Source organism: Halostagnicola alkaliphila, assembly GCF_055379965.1.
Genome location: NZ_AP043826.1, coordinates 2,087,903 through 2,110,842 on the forward strand (window position 1 = coordinate 2,087,903; position 22,940 = coordinate 2,110,842).

At 58.9% G+C, this 22,940-nt stretch carries 22 protein-coding genes and 1 tRNA gene; 17 read left to right on the plus strand and 6 right to left on the minus strand.

Annotated elements, in window-relative coordinates; all coding sequences use genetic code 11:
- Positions 1-15 precede the first annotated feature (15 nt).
- From glyA to ACZ5C7_RS15720, 3 genes are all read left to right on the plus strand, one after another.
- Entirely contained in the window at positions 16-1,263 is a 1,248-nt protein-coding gene (glyA, locus tag ACZ5C7_RS15710; protein WP_464377226.1) for a serine hydroxymethyltransferase, read from the plus strand.
- A 135-nt stretch (positions 1,264-1,398) separates the two neighbouring features.
- Entirely contained in the window at positions 1,399-2,328 is a 930-nt protein-coding gene (locus tag ACZ5C7_RS15715) for a hypothetical protein (RefSeq protein WP_464377227.1), read from the plus strand.
- A 103-nt stretch (positions 2,329-2,431) separates the two neighbouring features.
- Complete coding sequence (locus ACZ5C7_RS15720; RefSeq protein WP_464377228.1) at positions 2,432-3,325, plus strand: bifunctional methylenetetrahydrofolate dehydrogenase/methenyltetrahydrofolate cyclohydrolase; 894 nt, start codon at positions 2,432-2,434, stop codon at positions 3,323-3,325.
- A gap of 123 nt (positions 3,326-3,448) precedes the next feature.
- On the opposite strand, the gene ACZ5C7_RS15725 is transcribed toward ACZ5C7_RS15720, so the two are convergent.
- Complete coding sequence (locus tag ACZ5C7_RS15725) at positions 3,449-4,165, minus strand: DUF7117 family protein (RefSeq protein WP_464377229.1); 717 nt, start codon at positions 4,163-4,165, stop codon at positions 3,449-3,451.
- A 45-nt stretch (positions 4,166-4,210) separates the two neighbouring features.
- Positions 4,211-5,218 (minus strand): lysylphosphatidylglycerol synthase transmembrane domain-containing protein, encoded by a 1,008-nt coding sequence (locus ACZ5C7_RS15730; RefSeq protein ID WP_464377230.1) that lies wholly within the window; start codon positions 5,216-5,218, stop codon positions 4,211-4,213.
- Positions 5,219-5,413: 195 nt separating this feature from the next.
- On the opposite strand from ACZ5C7_RS15730, the gene ACZ5C7_RS15735 reads away from it, so the two are divergent.
- The 12 genes from ACZ5C7_RS15735 to ACZ5C7_RS15790 all read left to right on the plus strand — a co-directional run bounded on the left by ACZ5C7_RS15735 (position 5,414) and on the right by ACZ5C7_RS15790 (position 17,205).
- Positions 5,414-5,959: a carboxypeptidase regulatory-like domain-containing protein gene (locus ACZ5C7_RS15735; protein ID WP_464377231.1), complete on the plus strand. Its 546-nt coding sequence runs from the start codon at positions 5,414-5,416 to the stop codon at positions 5,957-5,959.
- A 215-nt stretch (positions 5,960-6,174) separates the two neighbouring features.
- Complete coding sequence (locus tag ACZ5C7_RS15740) at positions 6,175-6,321, plus strand: hypothetical protein (protein WP_464377232.1); 147 nt, start codon at positions 6,175-6,177, stop codon at positions 6,319-6,321.
- Between the two features lie 469 nt (positions 6,322-6,790).
- Positions 6,791-7,066 (plus strand): PadR family transcriptional regulator, encoded by a 276-nt coding sequence (locus ACZ5C7_RS15745; RefSeq protein WP_464377233.1) that lies wholly within the window; start codon positions 6,791-6,793, stop codon positions 7,064-7,066.
- A gap of 232 nt (positions 7,067-7,298) precedes the next feature.
- Positions 7,299-8,594 carry an MgtC/SapB family protein gene (locus tag ACZ5C7_RS15750; protein WP_464377234.1) on the plus strand — a complete coding sequence of 432 codons (1,296 nt, stop codon included), beginning with the start codon at positions 7,299-7,301 and terminating at the stop codon, positions 8,592-8,594.
- 128 nt (positions 8,595-8,722) lie between these two features.
- A complete protein-coding gene (locus tag ACZ5C7_RS15755; protein ID WP_464377235.1) occupies positions 8,723-9,133 on the plus strand; it encodes a DUF7988 family protein in 411 nt (136 codons plus the stop codon).
- 132 nt (positions 9,134-9,265) lie between these two features.
- Complete coding sequence (locus ACZ5C7_RS15760) at positions 9,266-9,883, plus strand: hypothetical protein (protein ID WP_464377236.1); 618 nt, start codon at positions 9,266-9,268, stop codon at positions 9,881-9,883.
- A 206-nt stretch (positions 9,884-10,089) separates the two neighbouring features.
- Positions 10,090-11,472 carry a metal ABC transporter solute-binding protein, Zn/Mn family gene (locus ACZ5C7_RS15765; RefSeq protein ID WP_464377237.1) on the plus strand — a complete coding sequence of 461 codons (1,383 nt, stop codon included), beginning with the start codon at positions 10,090-10,092 and terminating at the stop codon, positions 11,470-11,472.
- A gap of 57 nt (positions 11,473-11,529) precedes the next feature.
- The gene (locus ACZ5C7_RS15770; RefSeq protein ID WP_464377238.1) at positions 11,530-12,270 is read left to right on the plus strand and encodes a metal ABC transporter ATP-binding protein; all 741 of its coding nucleotides are present in this window, start codon (positions 11,530-11,532) and stop codon (positions 12,268-12,270) included.
- Positions 12,270-13,283 (plus strand): metal ABC transporter permease, encoded by a 1,014-nt coding sequence (locus ACZ5C7_RS15775; RefSeq protein ID WP_464377239.1) that lies wholly within the window; start codon positions 12,270-12,272, stop codon positions 13,281-13,283. The genes ACZ5C7_RS15770 and ACZ5C7_RS15775 overlap by 1 nt, the downstream gene beginning before the upstream one ends.
- A gap of 69 nt (positions 13,284-13,352) precedes the next feature.
- Positions 13,353-15,449: an acetate--CoA ligase family protein gene (locus ACZ5C7_RS15780; RefSeq protein WP_464377240.1), complete on the plus strand. Its 2,097-nt coding sequence runs from the start codon at positions 13,353-13,355 to the stop codon at positions 15,447-15,449.
- Complete coding sequence (locus ACZ5C7_RS15785) at positions 15,446-16,570, plus strand: phosphotransacetylase family protein (RefSeq protein WP_464377241.1); 1,125 nt, start codon at positions 15,446-15,448, stop codon at positions 16,568-16,570. The genes ACZ5C7_RS15780 and ACZ5C7_RS15785 overlap by 4 nt, the downstream gene beginning before the upstream one ends.
- A 341-nt stretch (positions 16,571-16,911) precedes the next feature.
- Complete coding sequence (locus ACZ5C7_RS15790) at positions 16,912-17,205, plus strand: PRC-barrel domain-containing protein (RefSeq protein ID WP_464377242.1); 294 nt, start codon at positions 16,912-16,914, stop codon at positions 17,203-17,205.
- Here the strand turns inward: ACZ5C7_RS15790 and ACZ5C7_RS15795 are convergent, their stop codons facing one another.
- Entirely contained in the window at positions 17,206-18,654 is a 1,449-nt protein-coding gene (locus ACZ5C7_RS15795; RefSeq protein WP_464377243.1) for an NAD-binding protein, read from the minus strand. It abuts the gene before it with no gap.
- A 159-nt stretch (positions 18,655-18,813) separates the two neighbouring features.
- On the opposite strand from ACZ5C7_RS15795, the gene ACZ5C7_RS15800 reads away from it, so the two are divergent.
- Both ACZ5C7_RS15800 and ACZ5C7_RS15805 read left to right on the plus strand, forming a co-directional pair.
- Positions 18,814-18,887 (plus strand) — tRNA-Lys (locus ACZ5C7_RS15800).
- Between the two features lie 429 nt (positions 18,888-19,316).
- Positions 19,317-19,565 (plus strand): hypothetical protein, encoded by a 249-nt coding sequence (locus tag ACZ5C7_RS15805; RefSeq protein ID WP_464377244.1) that lies wholly within the window; start codon positions 19,317-19,319, stop codon positions 19,563-19,565.
- Between the two features lie 448 nt (positions 19,566-20,013).
- Here ACZ5C7_RS15805 and ACZ5C7_RS15810 read toward each other — a convergent pair whose 3' ends face one another.
- The 3 genes from ACZ5C7_RS15810 to ACZ5C7_RS15820 all read right to left on the minus strand — a co-directional run bounded on the left by ACZ5C7_RS15810 (position 20,014) and on the right by ACZ5C7_RS15820 (position 22,833).
- Positions 20,014-20,691: an HAD family hydrolase gene (locus tag ACZ5C7_RS15810; RefSeq protein WP_464377245.1), complete on the minus strand. Its 678-nt coding sequence runs from the start codon at positions 20,689-20,691 to the stop codon at positions 20,014-20,016.
- A 220-nt stretch (positions 20,692-20,911) separates the two neighbouring features.
- Positions 20,912-21,958, minus strand: a complete 1,047-nt coding sequence (locus ACZ5C7_RS15815) for a hypothetical protein (RefSeq protein WP_464377246.1) — start codon at positions 21,956-21,958, stop codon at positions 20,912-20,914.
- Complete coding sequence (locus tag ACZ5C7_RS15820) at positions 21,955-22,833, minus strand: S49 family peptidase (protein ID WP_464377247.1); 879 nt, start codon at positions 22,831-22,833, stop codon at positions 21,955-21,957. The genes ACZ5C7_RS15815 and ACZ5C7_RS15820 overlap by 4 nt, the downstream gene beginning before the upstream one ends.
- Positions 22,834-22,940: the final 107 nt, after the last annotated feature.

A 22,940-nucleotide genomic window follows, 5' to 3' on the forward strand; every position in this document is an offset into this window, starting at 1 on the left:
GTCAGGAATTTCACTATGGAACACGACCGCGTCCGGGACGTCGATCCCGCCGTCGCCGACGCCCTCGAGAGCGAGGTTGATCGGCAGCGATCGACGCTTCAGATGATCGCGAGCGAGAACCACGCCAGTCGAGCAGTCCTCGACGCACAGGGGAGTGCGCTGACGAACAAGTACGCGGAAGGCTACCCCGGCGAGCGCTACTACGGCGGCTGTACGTACGCCGACGAAGTCGAACAACTCGCAATTGACCGGGCATCGGACCTATTCGGTGCAGAACACGTAAACGTTCAACCGCACTCGGGAACGCAGGCCAATCAGGCGGTCTACTTCGCAATGCTCGAGCCGGGCGATAAGATCCTCTCGCTCGATCTGACCCACGGCGGCCACCTCAGCCACGGCCACCCCGCCAACTTCGTCGGTCAGCTCTACGATGTCGAGCAGTACGAGGTCGACGCCGATACGGGCTACATCGATTACGAGGGCCTCGCCGAGCAGGCGGCGGAGTTCGAACCGGACATCATCGTCTCCGGCTACTCCGCGTACCCACGCGAAATCGAGTGGGGACGTATTCAAGACGCCGCAGATGACGTCGACGCACTCCACCTCGCAGACATCGCTCACATCACCGGACTCGTCGCGGCGGGCGTTCACTCCTCTCCCGTCGGCATCGCCGATTTCGTTACCGGCTCGACGCACAAGACGATCCGTTCCGGCCGCGGTGGGATCGTCATGACGAGCGAAGAGTACGCGGACGACATCGACGCGGCGGTCTTCCCCGGCGGGCAGGGCGGCCCGCTCATGCACAACATCGCCGGCAAGGCCGTCGGCTTCGAAGAAGCGCTTCAGCCGGAGTTCGAAGAGTACGCAGAGCAGACGGTCGTAAACGCCAAAGCGCTCGGTAACGCGCTGTCCGAGCACGGCTTCTCGCTCGTTTCGGAGGGGACCGATAACCACCTCGTACTCGTCGACCTCCGCGAGAGTCACCCGGACACCTCCGGCGGCGACGCCGAAGAGGCGCTCGAGGACGCAGGAATCGTCCTCAACGGCAACACCGTCCCCGGCGAAACGCGCTCGCCGTTCGATCCGAGCGGTATCCGCGCAGGGACGCCGGCTCTGACGACGCGCGGCTTCGACGAGGACGACATGCAAACGGTTGCCGACTGCATCGCTCGAGTCATCGACGCACCCGAAGACGACGCCGTCAAAAGCGAGGTCCGAGCGGAAGTCGACGCGCTGTGTGAGGCGAACCCGCTGTACGAATAGGTCGAACTCGACGTTCGAGACAGTTAGACGTTCTATCTGGCGGTGTACACTGTTTTGAGATTTGCTCCGTTTACACCCTCTCCCCTGACACTCGCTGGCAGGGTACTTACCGGTGGACCGGTCCAATCGTCGACGATGTCGAAACGACCCACTGGCACGTCGATGGATGACGACCGACTTCTCGAGCTTCACCGGGCCGGAGAGTCGACCGAATCGCCACTCGCGGTAACCGTCACGCCGGTACTCGAGCGCCTGGAGATGCCCGAGGACAGCCACATTGATTGGAACGTCGACGAGCGCGACCAGGATCCAATGTTGGTGTTCGGCCGAATTTCCGAGGACGAGGTTTCAGACGCTGCGTATCCGCGTCGCTTGCACGATACTGACGGGGAGATATCGGCACCCGTTCCGGACACGCTTCTCTCTACCGACCCACCCGACGGGATCGGCCTCGAGCGCGAGTCCTACGATCCCGACAACCCGCTGTTGTTCGAATCGATCGCGACCGGCGAGACGATCGGGTTGATTCCGGCTCGATTCGACGACGGGACGCCGTTCCGCCGGGAGCCGTTACCGGAGACGGACACCCGGAGCGACCCGATCGCACAGGCCGAACTCGAACGGGACGACGCGACCGACGATCCGTCGCCGCGGCCCGAAACTATCGACGCCCCCATAGACGCCGAGGTGCTCGAGACGGTCGTCGAGGAAACGGATATCTCGTTCGAGGCCCTTTCGGGCGTCCTCGAGAACCTGAGCCGGCAACGTCTCGTCGGCGAAAGCGATGCGGTCGGGGAGTACCCGCCGGTGGCGGTAGACGACCGTGGAATCTGCATCGTGTCCGACGACGAGTGGGAAGAGCGCCTCGAGCCCGAACTATCGATGGACGACTCGTCGGTACTCGAGGCCGCACGGCTGGTCCACAACCGGCAGGCGAAGCGACTTCTCGGCCAAATCGAGGATTCGGATCTGCAATACCGCGGGTTCGACGAGGAGTACGACGCGATCGTGACCGACGAACGCGAGACCGCAGAGTGGGACGTTACCGAAGCCGGTTCGGGATGAGTTCGGTTACGATATCCACAAACGTGAACATCTTCACCATCGAGGGTGGGAAAATAGGCACAAACCCGAGGGTTGATTACGCTCGCTCACGGCATCTCGAGTGATGACCGAGATCATCGATGGAAACGCCGTTGCGAGCGAGATTCGCGATGGATTGACCGACGCGATCGAAACGCTCGCCGACGCCGGAACGCGACCGGGACTCGCGACCGTCCTGATGGGCGACGATCCCGCGAGCCAGACGTACGTCAACATGAAACAGCGCGACTGCGACGAGGTCGGGATCGAGGGGACCCACGTCGAAATCGACGGGGATGCCCCCGCCTCGGAGCTGTACGATGCGATCGAGGATCTCAACGACGATTCGTCCGTCCACGGATACATCGTCCAGGAGCCGGTTCCCGATCACATCGATTACAGAGAGGTGCTTCGCCGAATCGATCCCGCAAAGGACGCCGACGCGTTCCACCCCGAAAACGTCGGCCGGCTCGTCGCGGGCCAGCCTCGATTCAAGCCGTGCACTCCACACGGAATCCAGAAGTTGCTCGCGGCCTACGACATCGAAACGGAAGGGGCGGACGTGACCATCATCGGCCGGTCGAACATCGTTGGGAAGCCGATGGCGAACCTCCTCATGCAGAAAGCCGACGGTGGCAACGCGACGGTGACAGTTTGTCACTCCCGAACCGAGGATCTCGAGGCGAAGACACGCGGAGCGGACATCGTGATCGCCGCTTCGGGCGTCACGGAACTCGTCGACGCCTCGATGCTCGCCGACGGAGCGGTCGTGATCGACGTCGGCATCTCTCGAGTGGACGCGGACAACGAGAAGGGGTACGAACTCGTCGGCGACGTCGACTTCGAGAGCGCGAAATCGAAGGCGAGCGCCATCACACCCGTTCCCGGCGGCGTCGGGCCGATGACTCGAGCGATGTTGCTTCATAACACGGTCAATGCGGCGAGCGACCAGCAGGGAATCGACGTCGACCTTCCCTAAGCCGGATCTTCCGATAGTCGGCTCTACTGGCGTTCCAAGCCTGAATTGCCGGGAGAAATCGATGGCGTCATCTGGTTTTACTCTCAGTCGATGCTTAGAACGGGACTGGGAGGCGAGCTTTCGTTACTCGTACTCGAGCGTTCGAATTCTGTGCGTTGCACTCGCCAGGGCGTCTTCGTCGCCACGGAGTCCATCCGCGAGTTCTCGAGTCGCCCGAATTAGGGTTTCGGCGGTTTCGGGCTGAATATCTCCCTCGAGCATCCGAATTCGCGTAACGTGATCCCCGAGCGTCTCGAGTGCGCTCTGTTGGTCGGTCGTGAGCGATCCGTCGTCACTCCAGGTTCGGATATCGCGGCGGTACTCTCGAACGGCGTTCGCGGCGGCGATTCCGCGAGCCGATCGGAGCGACGGCGGAACCTCATCCGGCGCTGGCCGTTCGCCGTGATCTACGATCTCGAGCAGGGAGAGGAAGTAGAGCTCTTCGTCCTCCTCGAGGCGTCGTTCGCGCACGACGATATCCCCAACGTGGAGTAACTCGGTTGCGGCGAGGTAGGTATCATCGAGTTTCCGAAGATCGCCGCCGTTGACGAATCCGCGCTGGCGAACGTACTCGCGAGCGCGCTCGCGACTTCGTTCGGCGAGTTCGCTCGTCGAGCTCTCCTCGATAGTGTTCCGAACCGGCGTTAGGTCGAACGTGACCTCCATATCCGTGTGCTCGGTTCGCTCGTCGAGCCCGACGCTTCGGAGCGTCCCACAGTTCGGACAGCTAACGCTCCCGGTTTCGTAGTACGACCATCGGGTGCCACACTCGGTACACTCGCGTTCGCCCCGAATTTTCATATTCGCGTGTACGACGAGCAGCCCAAAAGACCCACCGACCCGTCCTTACCCGCGTAAAAACACCGTTGCCGCGGAGACGCCGCCAACACCGACCGTCAGCCAGTACGTACAGACCCGGTAGATGATCGCGATAGTCAGTGCGGCCGCCGGCTCGAGCTGACCCAGAGTCGTCAGGCCCGCCGTCACCATCGCTTCGACTCCGCCAGTTCCACCGGGAGCGGGGACGACGGCACCGAGCTTTCCGAGGGCGACGACGAGCGCAACGATTGGCAGTGCGAGACGATGACCGAGCGCGGCGGCACCGATGTAGACGGGGAGCATCAGGAATATCATCCCCACGTGTGCGTACACCGTCGTGATGAGTAGCGTTCGTCTGTCCGCCGTGATCATCGTGATAGTCGTGTAAAAGCCGTCGAGTCTAGCTTGGACGGCGGACCGGCTGAGTTGTTCGTCGAACCGGGACGTGAATTTCCCGAGAGCACGTCGAGCGGCGGTTGTGCTGAAGAGGACGAGCCCGTAAACGATATCCGGACGACGAACACCGATAACGACGATCGAAATGACCGCGACGAAGAGGGCACTGAAAGCGACGAACTGTACGAACAGATCGGTGCCGAGCACGTCACCGGTTGCGACGATCCCGAGAGCTAAAAATCCGAACGAGTAGTACGGAAGGTAGTTCAGCAGATCCGCCGAAACGATCCCGGCGAGACCATCCTCGTATGCCATCTCCGAGTTCTGGGCAACGAGGTACGCGACGAAGGGTTCGGTTGCAAGCTGACCGTAGGGCGTCACGTATTTGAGGAACATCGCGGTGAGAAAGATGCCGGCGATGCGTTTGCGAGACAGTTCGCTATCGACCAGCGTGAGAAACCTGTTCCAGACAAATCCGCGAAATGCTAACGCGAGAATTCCCGACAAGACACCGAGACCTAATACCGAGTAGTCCGCCCTCGAGAGCTCTTCGAACACGTCTTGGCTCCCAACTGCGGAAATGAGAACGACCATGAGGAGCGTCGCGAACGTAAACCCGAGAGCGATGCGTCGTTTCACGATTCGATCATTGTATTGTAATTACAACTACGATATGAATGCAACGGGATCGAGCCGAGAGACGGTTCGGTCGATTACTCTATTGTTCTCTCGTTGAGCTGACTATCAGATTTTGTTATTGGACGTACCCCAGGTCATCAAGATACGGCAGTTGCAGGCCGCATTCCAACAGCCTGGAACGTACTATCTGATTGTATGTCTCGCCCACGACTCAATCGACGGAAGTTCGTAGTTGCCGCTGGTTCAGCAAGTGCACTGGTTTTGGCTGGGTGTGCCGACGACGACCCAGATGACGATGATGACCCTGCAGACGATCCCGAGGATGATAACGGTGATCCGGTCGGCGACGACGATGATGACGATCCAGATGAAGACGACGAGGACGACGATGACGAGCATACACTGACTGTAACCGTTGAGGACGGTGACGAAGAGCCCGTAGAGGGTGCGACCGTCACTGTCGACGACGGCGAGGAAGACGATCCGATGGACGACGAAGAAATGGAGGACGAAACCGACGAAGACGGCGAGGTGGAATTCGAGGACCTCGAGGACGGCGAATACACCGTCACCGCCGAATACGAAGGAGATGAGGCGGAAGAAGACGTCGAAATCGACGGTGACGACGAAGAGGTTACCCTCACCCTCGGTGAGGAAGGCAACGGCATGGACGACGAAGAAGACGAGAATGGCATGGACGAAGATGATGACGGCAACGAATCAAACGATACCGACGCCTAATCGAGAGGTCGAACTCCCCATACTCAACTGAACGATCGATCGAGTGATCCAATCGGCCGCTCATTTTTCGACGGACTGTACCCCGATAGTGAGATCGTTGCGCTCGAGAGTGGTCGAAATCGTTCATCAAAGCTCTCCTACGGGTTTGGCAACCGGCGACCTCCATCGTGTGCCGGTGGAAGGACTTTTTGCGTCTCGAGCAGCTACTCACTCGTATGCGAGACGAGGAGGAGATCCGAGAGCAGTACGAATTTCTCAAAGAACATCTCGAAAGCGAGGACATGAACCACGACGGTGTGGAGCAAATGTTTACGTATTATAAGCGGGCGCTTGGATGGACCCTCGAAGAAGAACACATTTAACGACGAACAGTAATCGTCTCAAATATATCGGGCTTCAGGCATTGTCGGTACCTTTAAGTACTCCGGGCCAATTTCTTCAGGTGACGCTTCGCTTGGAGGTCCGAAGCGTCAGCGGGGACCAATTCAGGGCGGCAAGCGACCGCGTGGCATTTTTCCGCCACGCGGTTTGCTTTCCTGTTTACGGATAGCTAATGTTCGTTAGTTGACTCGATACCATTTGATTGCAGAGAATTCCTTCGGTAGAAAGTCCGGTAGCGGGTCGAATACGTTCCTAATTGTACTCTTAAAACCGTCTGAAAGCTAAACATGAACTGCGCATTATGTGTGGTTACGTGGCGATTCTCTCACTAGTACTATAGGTAGGAAGAATCTCTATTGTGCGTATGCGACTCGAAAAATGGTCGTATTGATCGGAGAAACCCGATATACTTATTAAATTCCGACAGTAAGTACAACCGGTACTTACCCAATGTACGACCTGACAGGATTTCAGCGGGACTTGCTCTACGTCATCGCTGGCGAGGAAGAACCCCACGGACTGGCAATCAAAGACGAACTCGAACAGTACTACGAAAAGGAGATTCACCACGGGCGACTCTATCCAAATCTCGACACGCTCGTCGATAAAGGGCTCGTAGAAAAGGGGCAGCGAGACCGTCGAACGAATTTCTATACGCTCACTCGACGTGGACAACGCGAACTTGAGGCCCGTCGCGAGTGGGAAGCACAGTACGTCGAGTTGTAACGGCGAACCCGTCCTCCCTCGCTCTTCGTTGCGTATCGGCCCGTAGCCGTATTAACTGACCACGAATGATTCTTCATCCCAATTGACACGGTGATTCGTCGACCCGATTCACGTTCGTCTCTCGAATACCGGTGAAAACCGTTCAGCGAAAGTGGACGAATACGAATTCCTCCGGTAACAGAAACTGGATTTCAGCAGTTCGTTTATATGTTCCTACGAATAACACTGGGAGGTGAACGGAATCACGTTACAGGTCGTCGAGGGAACGCTCGACGAAACTGTCGTTCGGATCGCACTCGCCGGCGCACTCGGGTTGTTTCTCGGACTCGAGCGCGAGTGGTCCAAGCGCTCAGCTGGGATCAGAACGTTCTCCCTGATCAGTCTCCTCGCAGCCGTCTTTACGATTCTCGTTCTCGAGACCGATATCGGAGAAGGATTGCTCGTTCTGGGTGGACTGCTGGTCATCGTTCAGGGCGTCTTATTGGCCGTTAGGGGGCTCATAGACGACGATGCCGAAGCCGGTCTCTCACTGACGACGTCCGTATCGATGCTCGTCGCCTACGGCGTCGGATCGCTAGTCGCGGCCGGGTTCATCATCGAGGGCGTGACCGTTGCAGTCCTCTCCTCGCTGTTGCTCGTCCTCAAACGCGAACTCCACGAGTTCGCCTGGGGGCTCTCTCGAGAGGAAATGCGGTCGACGACGGAGTTCGCGATCCTGGCGTTCGTCATCTACCCACTGTTACCTCCCGAATACGTACTCGAGATCGGAACCATCGACATTCCGGTCGAGCCACAGGTGATCTGGTTGATGGTCGTCGCCGTGGCGGGAATCGGTATCGTCAACTACGCAATCGTCTCGAGTTACGGCGGCCGTGGAATCGCAGTCACGGGGTTTTTCGGCGGACTGGCGGCCTCGACCGCGGTTGTGGGGACGATGCTCGATCACGTTCGCCAGCGGCCGGAGGCGGCGTCCTACGCGGTGGCCGCTATCATCCTCGCGGACGCGGCGATGGCCGTTCGAAATCTGGCTATCGCGCTCGCGTTTACGATGGGAGGCGGCGTCGAAATCCTCTACGAGGCCATCGTTCCGCTCGGGGCGGTGATCGTCGTTGCGTTCATCGTAGCTGGTATCACCGCGGATTGGCGAGAGTCGACCGTAATGGAACTCGAGAGTCCGTTTTCGATGAAAAATGCGCTTGCGTTCGGAGCGGTCTTTCTCGCGGTGTTAGTGTTCGGGTCGCTCGCGGAGGTCTGGTTCGGAACGCTCGGGTTCTACGTCACCGCCGTTGCGAGCGGGCTCGTTTCGAGCGCCGGCGCGACGACCTCCGCGGTAGTCCTGTATCGTGGCGGTCAACTCGGTCCGACGGAAGCGACGATCGCGATTTTGCTCGCGACGGTCTCGAGTATCGTCGTCAAGGCACTTCTGGCTGCGACGTCGTCGAACCAGCAATTCAAAAGTCAGGTTGCGATCTACAGCGCCGTGTTGTTGCTCGGCGGTGCGCTGGCGTCCGTTATTCTGGTCATCTAGCGGACGATAATGGTCTTTATGCAAGTCGTTCGAGAGGACGATCGTTCTCCTTCGATTCACGCTGGAGCCGGCCGAGATGGCGCTCCGAAGTCGGGACAGCTTTGGGTATCCGTGATCCAGTATACGACGTGTCATACCCGGTCCGGGCGAGTCGGCGCCGCATTCAGCGCGATCACGAAACGATCATCGACGGGATCGACTACTGTGCCGACGCGGTCGCTGAGTCGTGGGACGGCACGCAGACAACCGAACGGCGACGCGTCGTCGAACCGTTGCGATCCGCCCTCGAATCGGCGGGAATACTAGAGGCGCTGCCCATCGTTCTCGCTGACGCCGTCGAATCCGCGGGATACGAACTTGAGGCGACACCGGTTCCTTCAGCCCCGTACGTCGTTCTTACGAGCAAAGGACCGATCTGTCGGGCGACGATCGAACCGGGCCGAGTACTAATTCGTTTCGACGTGTTCGATGTCGTGTACAATTCACAACCCGTCTACCAACGACTCGACGGCATTCAACTCTCGGTCTCGCTGGAGTGAGAGAACTGGATGTCGAACTGCCAAGGGTTCCCCTGTACTCGCGACGAGGAGCGATTGGTATCAATGCGCACATATTAATAATACCGCAGTATTTATTACTAACATGCCACAACAAGGTGTTGGTGACTAATAGTGACTGTTAATCCACGTTCGGCGTCCCGACGGCGGGTGCTCGCCGCATCAGGTTCACTGGCGACGCTCGGTCTCGCCGGATGTCTCGGTGGGGACGACGACGGTGACGACGAGAACGGAGAGGAAGATGGAACTAACGGTGAGAACGGAGACGACGATGAAAGCGAACCCGACGACCTCGATGTCGGGGAGTTCGAAGTCATCGATCGAGACGACGATTCGGTCGCCGTCTACATCCACGGGGACCACTGGCACGATGACCCGCTCGAGGTCCCACACGATGACAACCTTTCGCTCGGTGCACACGTCGAAGACGAAGAGGGCGACGAGATCGAACTCGGCGACGAGTACGAACTCGCCGTCGAGGTGTCGGACAGTGCAGAGGAAGGAATCGTCGAGATCGATCCGGACGAAGACTTCCACGGGGATCACGTCCACCTTCACGGAGTCGACGACGGATTCACGACCGTCGTGTTCCAGGTTCGATCCGATGATCACGTCGTCTACGAGACTCCCGATCTCGAGGTTGTCGTCGGCGACGACCACGATGATCATGACGACGACCACGACGATCACGACGACCACGATCACGACGACCACGATCACGACGACCACTGATCGGCCTCTCGCATTCCGGTGTTGCTACCGGGAAGCTTCAGGTTTCGATCGACCGCTCGAGCAGCTACCAGGATTCGAAGCGAATCGTATACGCGATCTTCGGTTGCTCGAGTCGCTTACTAAGACGCATTTGGAGAGTAGTACGAGTTAATAACTTCTGAACGGCCCATAATAACGCTTTTATCCATCCACTCGTACCTACCCGTATGAACTATTCACGTCGGTCAGTCCTTCGAACGGGGGTGGGAGCCGTCGCACTCGGAACGATCGCCGGGTGTCTCAGCGAGCCGGACGGCGGCGGATCCGAAGGTGGATACGCCGCGTTCTTTCCGCTCTGGGACTGGGCCGAGCAGATTGCGGGTGAGGAAATCGCCTTCGAAAACGCCATCGATGCCGGACAGATGGGACACGGGTGGGAACCGCCTAGCGATCTCCAGCGGGATATTGCAGACTCGAGCGTCTTTATCTACCTCGACACCGACGAGTTCGCGTGGGCCCAGGAGTTTGCTGCGGAGTTCGAACGCGATTACGACCACGTCACGTTGATCGATGGGATGGACGGACTCGAGAATCAGCTCCTCGAGATGGATACCGACGGCGACATCGACCGCGAGCCAGCGGACCACGACTTCGACCCCGACCAGATCGAAATTACCGGGTTCGACCTCTACGATCAACGAACCGGCGAAGAAGTCGCCTATTGGCACGACGATCACTGGCACAGCGGCGTTCCGGACGTTCCCGTCGGCGGCGAAATTGCGCTCGCTGGCGTCTTCGAGGATGCAGACGGGAACGTGCTCCCGCTCGGGACCGACGAACAGTTTCAACTCGAATTCAGCTACGTCGACGAGGAAAGCGATGCGCTCGAGTTCGAGTCCCGAGGAGATCACGTCGTCCTCTCGGGTACCGAGGAGTCTCAGACGCGAATCGTCTTCGAACTCGTCGCTAACGATGAGGTCGTCTGGGATACGAGCGAAGATGCCTCGATCGTCTCGGTCGTGGCGGAACTCGAGGAGACCGATGCTCCCGAGAACGCGGATCCACACGTCTGGGTCGATCCCGTCATCTCACAGGACATCGTCGAAACGATCGCAGCAGGGCTCGCGGAGGCCGATCCGGATAACGCCGAGTTCTACGAGGAAAACGCAGTTGACTATCTCGATGAACTCGAGGCAATCGACGACCAACTACACGAACTAACCGAAAACGCGGACCGTAACGTTGCGGTTTTCGCTGGCCACGATTCCTATCAGTATATCGAACGCCGGTACGATTTCGAACTCCACACGCCAGCAGGCGTTTCGCCGGACGAAGTCGAGAGTACCGAAGATATCTCCGAGATGATCGAAGTCGTCGAGAAACACGATATCGAGACGATCCTCTACGATCCCTTCGAGACGCAAAACCCCGACGAGGACGTTCCCGACATGGTCGAGGTCCTTCTCGACGAAACGGATGCGACCGAATACGAACCGCTGACGCCGCTCGAGGGTAATACCGACGAGTGGGACGATGCGGGATATGGATGGGTCGAACAGATGGAAGAGATCAACATCCCGTCGTTGAAACGAGCACTCGGTGCCGAGTGATTCGACGAAAATGGAAGAAATAAGCCGTCTCGCGTTCGAGAAGGAAGTGAGCATACCGTGAACCCGGCAGTTGCTATCGAGAACGTCACGTTCGCCTACGGAGACAAAGTCGCAGTTCGAGACGTGTCGCTGACGATCGAGGAGGGTGACTTTCTCGGATTGATCGGCCCGAACGGGTCGGGGAAGACGACGCTGTTACATCTCATGCTCGGGCTTCACTCCCCCGATTCGGGTTCGATCGAGCTGTTCGGCGAACCGGTTTCGGAATTCGAACACGGCGAACGCATCGGCTACGTTTCCCAGCAGGCGACCAGCCGTGGCGGAACGATGCCGGTGACCGTCCGCGAGGCCGTGACAATGGGGCGGTTTCCACACGCGGGCCACTCGAGGCTGAGCGATTTCGATTACGAAATCGTCGACGACGCGATCGAAACCGTCGGAATCACTGAACTCGCCGACCGGCGAGTCAACCAGCTCTCGGGCGGCCAGCGCCAGCGGGCGTTTATCGCTCGAGCGCTCGCCTCCGAGGCCGATCTCCTCGCGTTAGACGAACCGACGGTAGGGGTCGACGCCGAGTCTCGAGACGAGTTCTATCGACTGCTCGATTCGCTGAACGAGTCGGGGATCACGGTCGTGTTGATCGAACACGATATCGGCGTCGTCACGGACCGCGCAGACCACATCGCCTGCATCAATCAGGAACTGTACCACCACGGAGATACCGAATCCTTCGTCGAAAGCGACGCCCTGACCGAGGCGTACGGAACATCCGGACAGGTCGTCCACCACCACCACTAATGGCCCGCTCACTCAGACGAATCGTCGAATTCGTTGGAATCGGACTGACGGCCCTGTTGGCGGTCGTCATGATCGCGTTCGTCGGCCTCGAGTGGCTTCGCGGCTACGGGTATGCTGAAGGACTGTACGATCAGTTCATCATCTTCGGACAGTGGATGGACGTCTATCTGGGAACGAACGTCTTCAGCTACGGATTCATGTGGCGGTCGGTCGCGACGGCCGTCTTCATCGGAATCGTCGCGCCGCTGGTCGGAACGTATCTGGTCCACCGAGAGATGGCGCTCATCGGTGAAACCCTCGCACACACGGCTTTCGCCGGCGTTGCCGTCGGATTGCTGTTCACCACGACGACTGATTGGGACGGCTCCTTGTTGACGGCCGCGCTCGTGGTTGGCGTGCTCGGCGCACTCGGCGTCCAGTGGCTGACCGAACGCACGAACACCTACGGAGACGTTCCCATCGCGATCATGCTGACGGGGAGTTTCGCCGTCGGAACGCTTATCATCAGCTACGGTCGCGGACTCTCCGGTGTGAACATCGAGGAGTACCTCTTCGGAAGCGCCGCGTACGTGACGACCGGCGGATCGCAGTTGATGGCGGCGTTGAGTCTCGCGGTCGTCGCCATCGTCGCGGTGACGTACAAACAGCTGTTGTTCATTACTTTCGACGAGCAGGCCGCACGCGTCGCGCGACTCAACGTCACCTGGTACAACACGCTGTTGATCGTGATGACCGCCGTCGTCGTCGTCGGAGCCATGCAGATTCTCGGGGTTATCCTCGTCGCCGCAATGTTGGTCATCCCGGTCGCGGCCGCCTCCCAGATTTCTCACAGCTTCAGGGAGACGCTGATCCTCTCGATCCTGTTCGGCCAACTCTCGGTACTCGGCGGATACGGTATCGCTATTCACCAGGGGCTTCCCCCGGGTGGATCCATCGTCGTCGCCGCAATCGTCATCTACCTCGCGGCAATCTTCGGCTCGAATCGGTCGATATCGGCACTTTCGATGCACTGATCCGTGACAGCTCCTTCGGACTGGGAACGTCGAATACGTTTAACACGCTGCTCGTGAAATCCACGACCGATGGGAAGGCTATCCGAGCTGTTCGAACCCGAGACCGTCGCCGTCGTCGGCGCAACGGATCGCGAAGGCGCAGTCGGACGGGCGATCCTCGAGAACCTTTCGAGCGGATTCGCGGGTGAGGTCGTTCCGGTAAACCCGAACCGCGATACCGTGTTGGGCCTCGAATGTTATTCCGACTTCGAGAGTGCACCGTCGGTCGATCTCGCGATCGTCATCGTCCCGCCGCCGGTCGCCCTCGAAACGCTCCGAGAGGTCGGCGAGGCGGGAACCGAAAACGTCGTCGTCATCACGGCCGGGTTTTCCGAAACCGGTGCCGAGGGGGCAGAACGCGAACGCGAGCTTCGCGAAATCGCGGAGACGTACGACCTCAACGTCGTCGGCCCGAACAGTCTGGGAGTCATGTCAACGCCAGTCGGAATGAACGCGACCTTCGGCCCCGAAAACGCACGCGAGGGGTCGATATCTTTTATGAGCCAGTCGGGCGCGTTCATCACCGCGGTGATCGACTGGGCCAACGAGCAAAAGATCGGATTCCGAGACGTCGTCTCGCTCGGCAACAAGTCCGTTCTCGAGGAGACGGACTTCGTCCGCGAGTGGGGAGACGACCCGGACACGGACGTCATCATCGGGTACCTCGAGGATATCGACGCGGGCGAGGAGTTCGTTCGCGCCGCGCGGGAGGTGAGCGACGAGACGCCGATCGTGCTGGTTAAATCCGGCCGGACGGATGCCGGGGCACACGCGGCCTCGTCTCACACGGGTGCAATCGCTGGGAGCGAACGTGCGTACGAAACCGGGCTCCAGCAAGCCGGCGTGCTCCGAGCGCAGTCCGTCCAGGAACTGTTCGATTACGCTCGTGCGCTTTCCGGGTTACCGCTACCGGAATCCGGCGATGTCGCCGTCGTCACGAACGCCGGCGGCCCTGGCGTTCTCACGACGGATGCGGTCGGCGATTCGTCGCTCGAGATGGCGTCGTTTACTGACGAGACGCTCGAAACGCTCGCAGAGTCGATGCCGAAGGAGGCGAACATCTACAACCCGATCGACATCATCGGCGATGCAGATGTCGAACGATTCGGCGAGGCGCTCGATACAGCACTGGCGGATCCGAACGTCGGGAGCGCCGTCGTCGTCAGCTCACCGACGGCCGTACTCACGTACGACAAACTGGCGGAAGTGGTGATCGAGACGCGGGAGCGACACGGAAAGCCAGTCGTCGCCTCGATGATGGGCGGCGACCGAGCGCGAGCCGCCGAGGAAGTGCTCCGCGAGTTTGGAATCCCGAACTACTTCGATCCGGCACGGGCAGTTTCGGGGCTCGATGCGCTCGCTCGGTACCGCACTATTCGGGACCGCTCTAGGGGCGACCCGAAAACGTTCGATGTCGACCGCGGGCGAGCGCGTGAGATACTCGAGCGGACGAACTCGCGGTCGGGCAACCGCCTCGGCATCGAGTCGATGGATCTCCTCGAGGCGTACGGCATTCCGACGCCCTCGGGGTCGGTCGTCGACGATCCGGAGAAGGCGCGGGAGGTTGCAGAATCGATCGAGGGCGACGTCGTCATGAAAATCGCGAGTCCGGAAATTTCACACAAGTCGGACATCGGGGGCGTGAAAGTTGGCGTTTCCGACGAGGACATCTACGACGCTTACGAAGATTTGGTCGCGCGGGCACGAAATTACCAGCCGGAGGCGAAGGTGCTCGGCGTCCAAGTTCAGGAGATGCTCGAAATGGACGAGTCGACCGAAACGATCCTCGGGATGAACCACGACCCGCAGTTCGGGCCGCTGCTGTTGTTCGGCCTCGGCGGGGTTTTCGTAGAGATTCTCGAGGACACGTCGGTGCGAGTTGCGCCAATCGGCGAGAGCGAGGCCCACGAAATGATCGACGATCTCAACTCCTCCCCCTTGTTGGCCGGTGCCCGGGGCCGCGAGCCAGCGGACATCGACGCCATCGTGGAGTCGATCCAGCGGCTATCACAGCTTGTGACTGATTTCCCGGCGATCCTCGAGCTCGACATTAATCCGCTCGTCGCAGGATCTACCGGTGTCCAGGCGATTGATCTCGTCCTCACAGTCGATACGGAGAAACTATGACAGACACAGATTCCACACCAGATAGCGACACGGACAACCGGACCGACACCAAGACACTCCTCGTTAGTTCCCTCGAGCCAAGCACCGGAAAGACTGCGATCGCGCTGGCGCTCGGCCGACTCGCTCACGGCGATGACGACGACGGCGGAACCGTCGGCTACATGAAGCCGAAAGGAACCCGCCTCGAGAGTAACGTCGGGAAGACGCTCGACGAAGATCCGTTCCTCGCTCGAGAACTCCTCGAGTTCGAAGCGGAGATTCACGACATGGAACCGATCGTCTACTCGCCGACATTCGTCGAACAGGTGATTCGAGGTCGGGAAGATACCGATGAACTCAGGGAACGAGTATTGGAAGCGTACGAAACGCTCGCAGCGGGCTGCGATCAGTTGTTCGTCGAAGGTGGTGGCAACCTCGACGTTGGCGGCAGTATCGACCTCACCGATGCGGATGTCGCTGAGTTGCTCGACGCTCGGGTCCTCCTCGTCGCGTCCTACGAGTCTCCCAGTGACGTCGACCGCGTCATTACAGCGGCTCGAACGTTCGGGGATCGATTGGACGGCGTCCTCTTTAACAACGTTTCCGACGCAGCGTACGACGAACTCGAAACGGACGTCGTTCCATTTCTCGATGGGAACGGGATTTCGACGCACGGAATTATCCCGCGAAAACAGACCCTCGCCGGCGTGACGGTGGACGAACTCGCCGAGGAACTCGGTGCAACGGATCTCACAGCGGACGGCTCCGAATCGTACGTGGAACGGTTCACCGTCGGTGCGATGGGTGCCGAGAGCGCGCTTCGGCACTTCCGCAGGACGAAAAACGCCGCCGTCATCACAGGCGGCGACCGGTCGGAAATTCACACGGCCGCGCTCGAGGCACCCGGTGTGAACTGTCTTATCCTTACTGGCGGGCACCGTCCGTCGAGAACCATCATCGGGCGGGCGACCGAACGAGGGGTTCCGATACTGGCAGTGCAAACGGACACGCTCACTACCGTCGAACGCGCCGAGGACATCGTCCGAACCGGTCGAACACGCAGCGAACGAACCGTCGAAGAAATGGAATCCTTGCTCACCGAGTACGCGGATCTCGACCACGTTTTCGAGACGCATCCGTAGCAGTGACTCGAGTGTCCATCACTGGGTAGCTGTAAAACCGGTAGGTCGGTCCGGGCAAACCGACCCGTTCCGGGTCGCCGAATGTCAGAGGCACCCCGGCACCTGTGTCTACACGTTCCATACCCATATGCTCATTTGGTGCGTTACCGACCACGAAGTCATCTCGGTTATTTAGGCCTTGTGGCCATTTATAAGCAAACCCGTCGGAATTGCGGAGAATACGGATTCGTGTGTCGTTAGTTCTTGAAGGTGCGTAATAGGTTTTATTCTTTCTTGACAGAAGGTCGATCGGCTTGCGCGTCTGACTAACAATTAAGAGTGTTCCATACAAGAATGGGATTATGGACGATACTCAGCAAGAAATAACATCCCTCGTCGGTCGCGAAGTCTACTCGAACAACGGCGTTTTCGTCGGCGAAGTCGAAGACCTTCGACTGAACGTCGACGGGCAAACCGTCACCGGACTCGCGCTCGGGAGTCTCAACACGGAGCTATTTGAAGCCGAAGCTCGCAGTGCGAGCGGCGTTATCGTCCCGTATCGATGGGTCCGCGCCGCCGGGGATGTTATCCTAATCAACGATGTCGTCGAACGCGTTCGTAACCCTGACGAGGAAAAAGAGGAAGTAATCGCGTAGTTAGCTTCCGTTTGAACCTTCGCTCCCATCGACTCCCATCGCATCGAACAGCGTTCGTTTGACCGCTTCCTCGGTCAGTTCGAGGAACGTATCTCTCGTTTCCGCCGAGATTTCGATTCCGGTAAAGATGCCCAGCGGGATCTCCGCACTCGCCTGCGTGGAGTGTCCCGCCGTTTCGCCGATTTCGCCGTAGGCGTCGTCGAGGATTTTCCCGATGTTAATCCGGATATCCTTCGAGCGCGCCGAGAGGAAAATTGTCTCCTCGGCGATGCCAAAGACCGCGGTCGTCGTTACGCCCTCGAGATTGAGCAGGTGACTGGCAGCCTGGGTCAACGCTTCTCGATCGCGAACGATTCCAGCGTTGGAAACGAGATGGCTCCCCTGAACGTCTCGGTTCGCGATTGCCTCCGCGAGCACGTCCAGAGTTTCCGGAGACATCGACGGCGATTCGACCTGTTCTAAGGTATCGTGATCCGCGAACGGGTAGAGATAGGCTGCGGCGGTGAGATCCGCCGGGGTCGTATCGCGTTTGAAATCGAGCGTCTCGGCTCGAATCCCGTAGAGAAGTGCCGTCGCGACTTCCTCGGAGACGTTGACATCAAACTCCTGAATGTACTTCGTCATAATCGTCGACGTCGAGGACATGTTCGGACGAATGTCGACGAACTCGGGCTCGTACTCCGCCTCGGGCTCGTGGTGATCGATAACGATATCCACGTCGAGGTCGATCTCGCTCGACGTCGAATGATCGACGAGCGCGACCGTATCGTGGCCGGAAAGATCCTCGAGTTCGTCCCACTGGACGAGATCGATCCCGAGGAGATTCACGAAGGCCCTGTTCTCCTGGTGACCCATATCCCCGAGATACACGATATCGGATTCGACGCCGAGGTGGTCTGCGATCGCCTGTAACGCGGCGGCGCTTGCAATCGAGTCCGGGTCCGGACTTTCCTGGGTCACGATTGCCAGTCGCTCGGACGTCTCCTCTAACAGCTGTGCGAGCTTTCCGGCGTTGTACTCGAGTTCCCCCGACTCGAGTGCGCGGAGCGCCGAATCTGCGATGACTGCGGACGGATTGATGACGATATCGGCACCGAGTTCGGAGAGTTCGTCGCCGGAGACTGGATCGCTCGCGCGGGCGACGACGAACTGGTTGCTGTCCGTGTTTCGAATGTGTTCGACGGCGCGTTTGTTCGCCTCGACGTTCGAGGCGAGGATCAAAACGACATCGCGTTCGGCCACCAAATCGGCGGCCTCCGGTTCGCGAATGTCTGCGGTTCGTGCATCGAGGTCCTGATCTCGGAGTGATTCGACCCGGCTTTCGTCTCGGTCGATGATAAGAACGTCTTTGCCTTGCTCGACGAGTTCCTCCGCGACGGCGTAGCCGACGCTCCCACAGCCGAGAATAGCGTAGTCAGAAATCGACGAGATCGTAACCCCCATACTCATATGAACGTGATGTAGGTCTCACAGCACTTAACGCTCCCGAAGATTGGTACGTTCCGTGAACGGTGATTGGGATTGGCAGTAGTTGATGTGTGCGCACCCCTCCCACGACGGGTGCCAAGGGAAACGTATTTGAATGCGTATCCGAAAATTTCGGGTACAGGGCCGGTAGCTCAGTTAGGCAGAGCGTCTGACTCTTAATCAGACGGTCGCGTGTTCAAATCGCGCCCGGCCCGTTCTACACCGCGAACAATTCGTGAGCGGTGCATCACGGAACCGGTGGGATTTGAACGCAGGGAGAGCGCAGTCTCGCGAACGAAGTGAGTGAGGAAGCGATCGACCGTGTGTTCAAATCGCGCCCGGCCCGCTTTTGCGACGAACACTTTCGTGAGGAGCAAAGCGGCCAGAGCGATTTGAACTAGACCAGAAAGGCGCAGCAGAGCGAGCATTTCTTGGCGTAGTTCATAATCGCGCCCGGTCCGCTTCACTGACGCACGATAGCTTGCTGTCACTTCTACAGAAAAAGCACCATCCTTTTCATGAGAATTAAGGGAACTTGTTATTCTATATATCGGTTGCCACCACAAGGCCAACGGCGGTGCTGTGGGAAGGTCAAAGTTGAAGGGTTAGGTGAATAAAGATACAGATAAGTGAGGGTATCAATCATGGCAACAGTTCGGAGAGAAGACAAGTGGACGCTTGAAAAGGATAGAGAAGGAGTATACGCAATCTGTGAACGGGGGAAACTCAGCGCTCGCGTGATCACAGCTGATTACGAACCTCAGGGCATAATGGACGACGTGGCCTCAGATATGATGACGGAAACAATTGAAGTCCGCAACTTCAAAGAAGCAGAACGGGAATTCCACAACTATATTGAACAGGTGGAGAGTGGAGGATTTAGCCTATTCTGACCGTGCCAAGAAAGCCCCGTTGTTACTCCAACTCCACAGCCTTCTCCGGTGAGTGATTGCTGCGGTCGTTGTGTGCTCGAATTGTACAGACTGTTCAAGCCGTTGAATAACGCTTACCAGACTGTCCACCCGCTTACGTTGAATAACGCTTACCAGACTGTCCACCCGCTTAATCCCAATCGAGAGAGAAATCTAATAGCCGCAACTCTCGGCGGAATTAGCTCTTCTCGCAGGGTCGCCAGTACACTTTCCCGCTCGCAATCTTCTTCGACTCGAGGTCACCCATAAAAGTCAGATCCTCGAGTTTGGTACGAGCAGTATTACGGTGACAGTTCAATAGTTCAGCGATCTCGGGGGCGTCAAAGGGCTCGCACCCATCTTCGGCGGCTACAAAGAGATGGAGAACAACGTCAGTTGTGATTCTCGGTTTTCGTCCGCCAGACATTGCCTATGGCCCCTCATCCGAACGGTCTGCGATTTCGGACAACTCGAGCAGATCTGAAATCTCGTAGGTCGGCGTCACCGAGAGGTCGACGGAACGGCAGTGCTCGCGGCGGACGAACACCGAATCCAGCCCGGCCCGGTGTGCGGCGATCACGTCGCTTTCGCTATCGCCGACGTAGAGCGCCGAGTCGGCCTCGAGGTCGGCCAGCGCCTTCTCGAGGTAGTGGGTGTTCGGCTTTTTCAGTTCGAGGCTCTCGAGCGTTTTCTCGCGGCCGTAGTAGGTATCGAACAGCGAGTGGAGGTCGAACGCGTCCAAGACGAACTCGATCGTGCTGTGATGGTTGTTGCTGACGACGCCGCAGGTATGTGGGAGTGAAGCGATCGCAGTAACATCGTCATACACGGCTCTGGTCCCGTCCCGAAACGTCTCGAACTGGGATTGCTCGTCGAGGCGTTCGCGCGCCTCCCAGAACCGCTCGGGTTCGAGATCGTACGTGGTACAGATTTCGTGGAGGTCCTCGAGCGTGACGCCGTCGACGATCGCGTCGACGTGATTGGGATCGATATCGGTCACACCGACCGATCGGAACGCGCCACGGGTTGCTTCGGCCTGGGTTTCCCGGGCAGGCGGATCGACGAGGATCCCGTCGCTGTCGAAGAGGACCGTATCGTGCGTTGTCACGTCTACCGGTTCTCGAAACCGGGAGTTGATTATTTCGATTACTGCTTTCTGGTGTGGCTCTTGCCCTCGAACGTCTCCTCCGTGCAAATTCGGACGGAATGCGTCTCTGTCGCGGGGACTGGCTTCGAGTCCCGTGTCAGTGTACCACGTCGACTCGTAGCTATGCGTGCCGTGGAAACGATCGAGAACAAGTCGTCAAAACGAACGGTCGGTCGATGCGCTATTCTGATTTGTCGGCGTTCATCTCCGGAATCTCTTCGGTTTCGTCGATTGGTTCCTCGATCGGCTCATCGTCTGGCGGCTGTTCAGTCGGCGGTTGAGCACCCGGCGATTCGAAATCACCAGCCGACCCGGTTACGAGGAAGTCAGCAATGTTTCCGATGAGGACGTTGTTGTCCGCCCGCTGTGCGTTTTCGGGCTCGAGGAAGCTCGAGTCTCCGATGAGTGCGGTGTTCCCGTCAACGGCAGCGACGTCGTACTCGCCGTCTTCACGGGTGGTCGACAGCGTCGCATCGGTCTCGAGCACCGCATCACTGTCGCTGGTTCCCACTGAGGAGGCGCTTCGGAGAACGACCTCGTCCACGCCGTCGGTCAGTTCCGAACTCCCGGTTGATTCGGCGTAGATGCTGAGGTAGTTGTTATCGTTCTCCGCGACGTTGTAGAGATAGCCCGCATCCGTGTACAGTCCGTCCGAACCGCCGAGTTCGGCGACGCTACCTGAGCTTCCGGGATCGGCGGTCATCACGAAACGACCGCCGGCGTCGGTAAACGCGTCGATGCTCTCGCGATCTTGTGCGGTGAACGAGACGGAGCCGGGCGCGACGAACGCGTCGGCCTCATCGAGCGATTGTGCGAGCGGTCCGTCTTCCATAGCGCCCGCGTAGAACTCCACCTCGTGGCCGTTTTCGATGAGCGTCGAGACGAGCGGCGTAACGCTCCGGTCCGCACCGCCCATGGTACCCGTCGAGAGTTCGGGGGACTCCCCGCTATCCTCGATCGGTAGCGGATCGACCGCGACTTGGCCCGCGGCCGCTCCACCGGTGTGGATCAGGACGGTATTCGATGACTCCTGGCTATCCATCGTGATATCGCCGCCGTCTGCCGTTTCGTCGGGCAGCGCATGCTCTGGTTCGAAGTGACTCTGGTCGAGCTCGGCCGGTTCCGGCGTTCCGTCGTCGACGACGAGGGTGCCTGCGGCGACGAGCCCGATGGTGAGAACGAATCCGAGAACGAACGTGGCGATCAGCGTTCGGCCGGTCGCACTCATGGGCGTTCACCTCCGTGGTCCTCGTCAGCGCTCGAATCGGTCGATTCACCGCCGACTTGATCGTGCCAGACCTCCGGCGCGATCAGTTGTGGCTGATATGGATTGATCTCCGCCCCACCGGTATCCTGTATCACGGGTTCACCGTCGTCCGTCGTTTCGATCACCAGTCCGTCGAAGGGACCGGCATCACTACGGTTCATCTCGATATCGTAGGAGTCTACTCCAGCCGCTTCTGCGGCACTGTGGATTGCATCGTCGAGCGTTCCGATCTCGTCGGCGTATCCGTTGTCGACTGCTTCGACGCCGAAGTAAGTTCGTGCGTGTGCGACTTCTTCGCGATCGAGCTCGATCTCGTCACCACGTTGTTCCATGACACTGTCGATGAACGTCTGTTTGATCATCTCCGTATCAGCTCGGTCATCGTCCGGATGAGCGGAGCCTTTGTCCGGTGCACTCTGTCCCTCGCTCGGTCCGGTCGGCATCGGTGCCGGACCGGTCACACCAACGCTACCGACCGTCGAAGAGGGTGACACGAAAATCTCGTCAGCGGGTGCCATCGCGTAGTACGCACCCGAGGCACCCATCGAGTCGACAGCCGCCGTTACCGGCATCTCCTCGGCGGTCCGTTCGACCGCCGTGTACATTCGCTCGCTCGAGGCCGGTTGTCCGCCGCTGCTGTCGATTTCGAGAACGACTGCCTCGACGGAGTCGTTGTGGCGCGCGTCCCGCAGTTCGTCTTCGAACTCTTGGGATTCACTCGAATCAATAATTCCGTTTACTTCAACGACTTTGACCGTCCCGTCTCCACCACTACCGAGGGCGTATACTTGCGGTGCTGCAAGCGCACCAGCGGCGATTGCGAGCAACGCTACCACCGCAACTTGCTGTCCTCGCGAAAGCCTATTGAATGGCCATAACGTCATGTGCTCTGACTTTCTCATATATAATACATAACTCGCTAAGAGGAGTTTCAGTCTCAGAA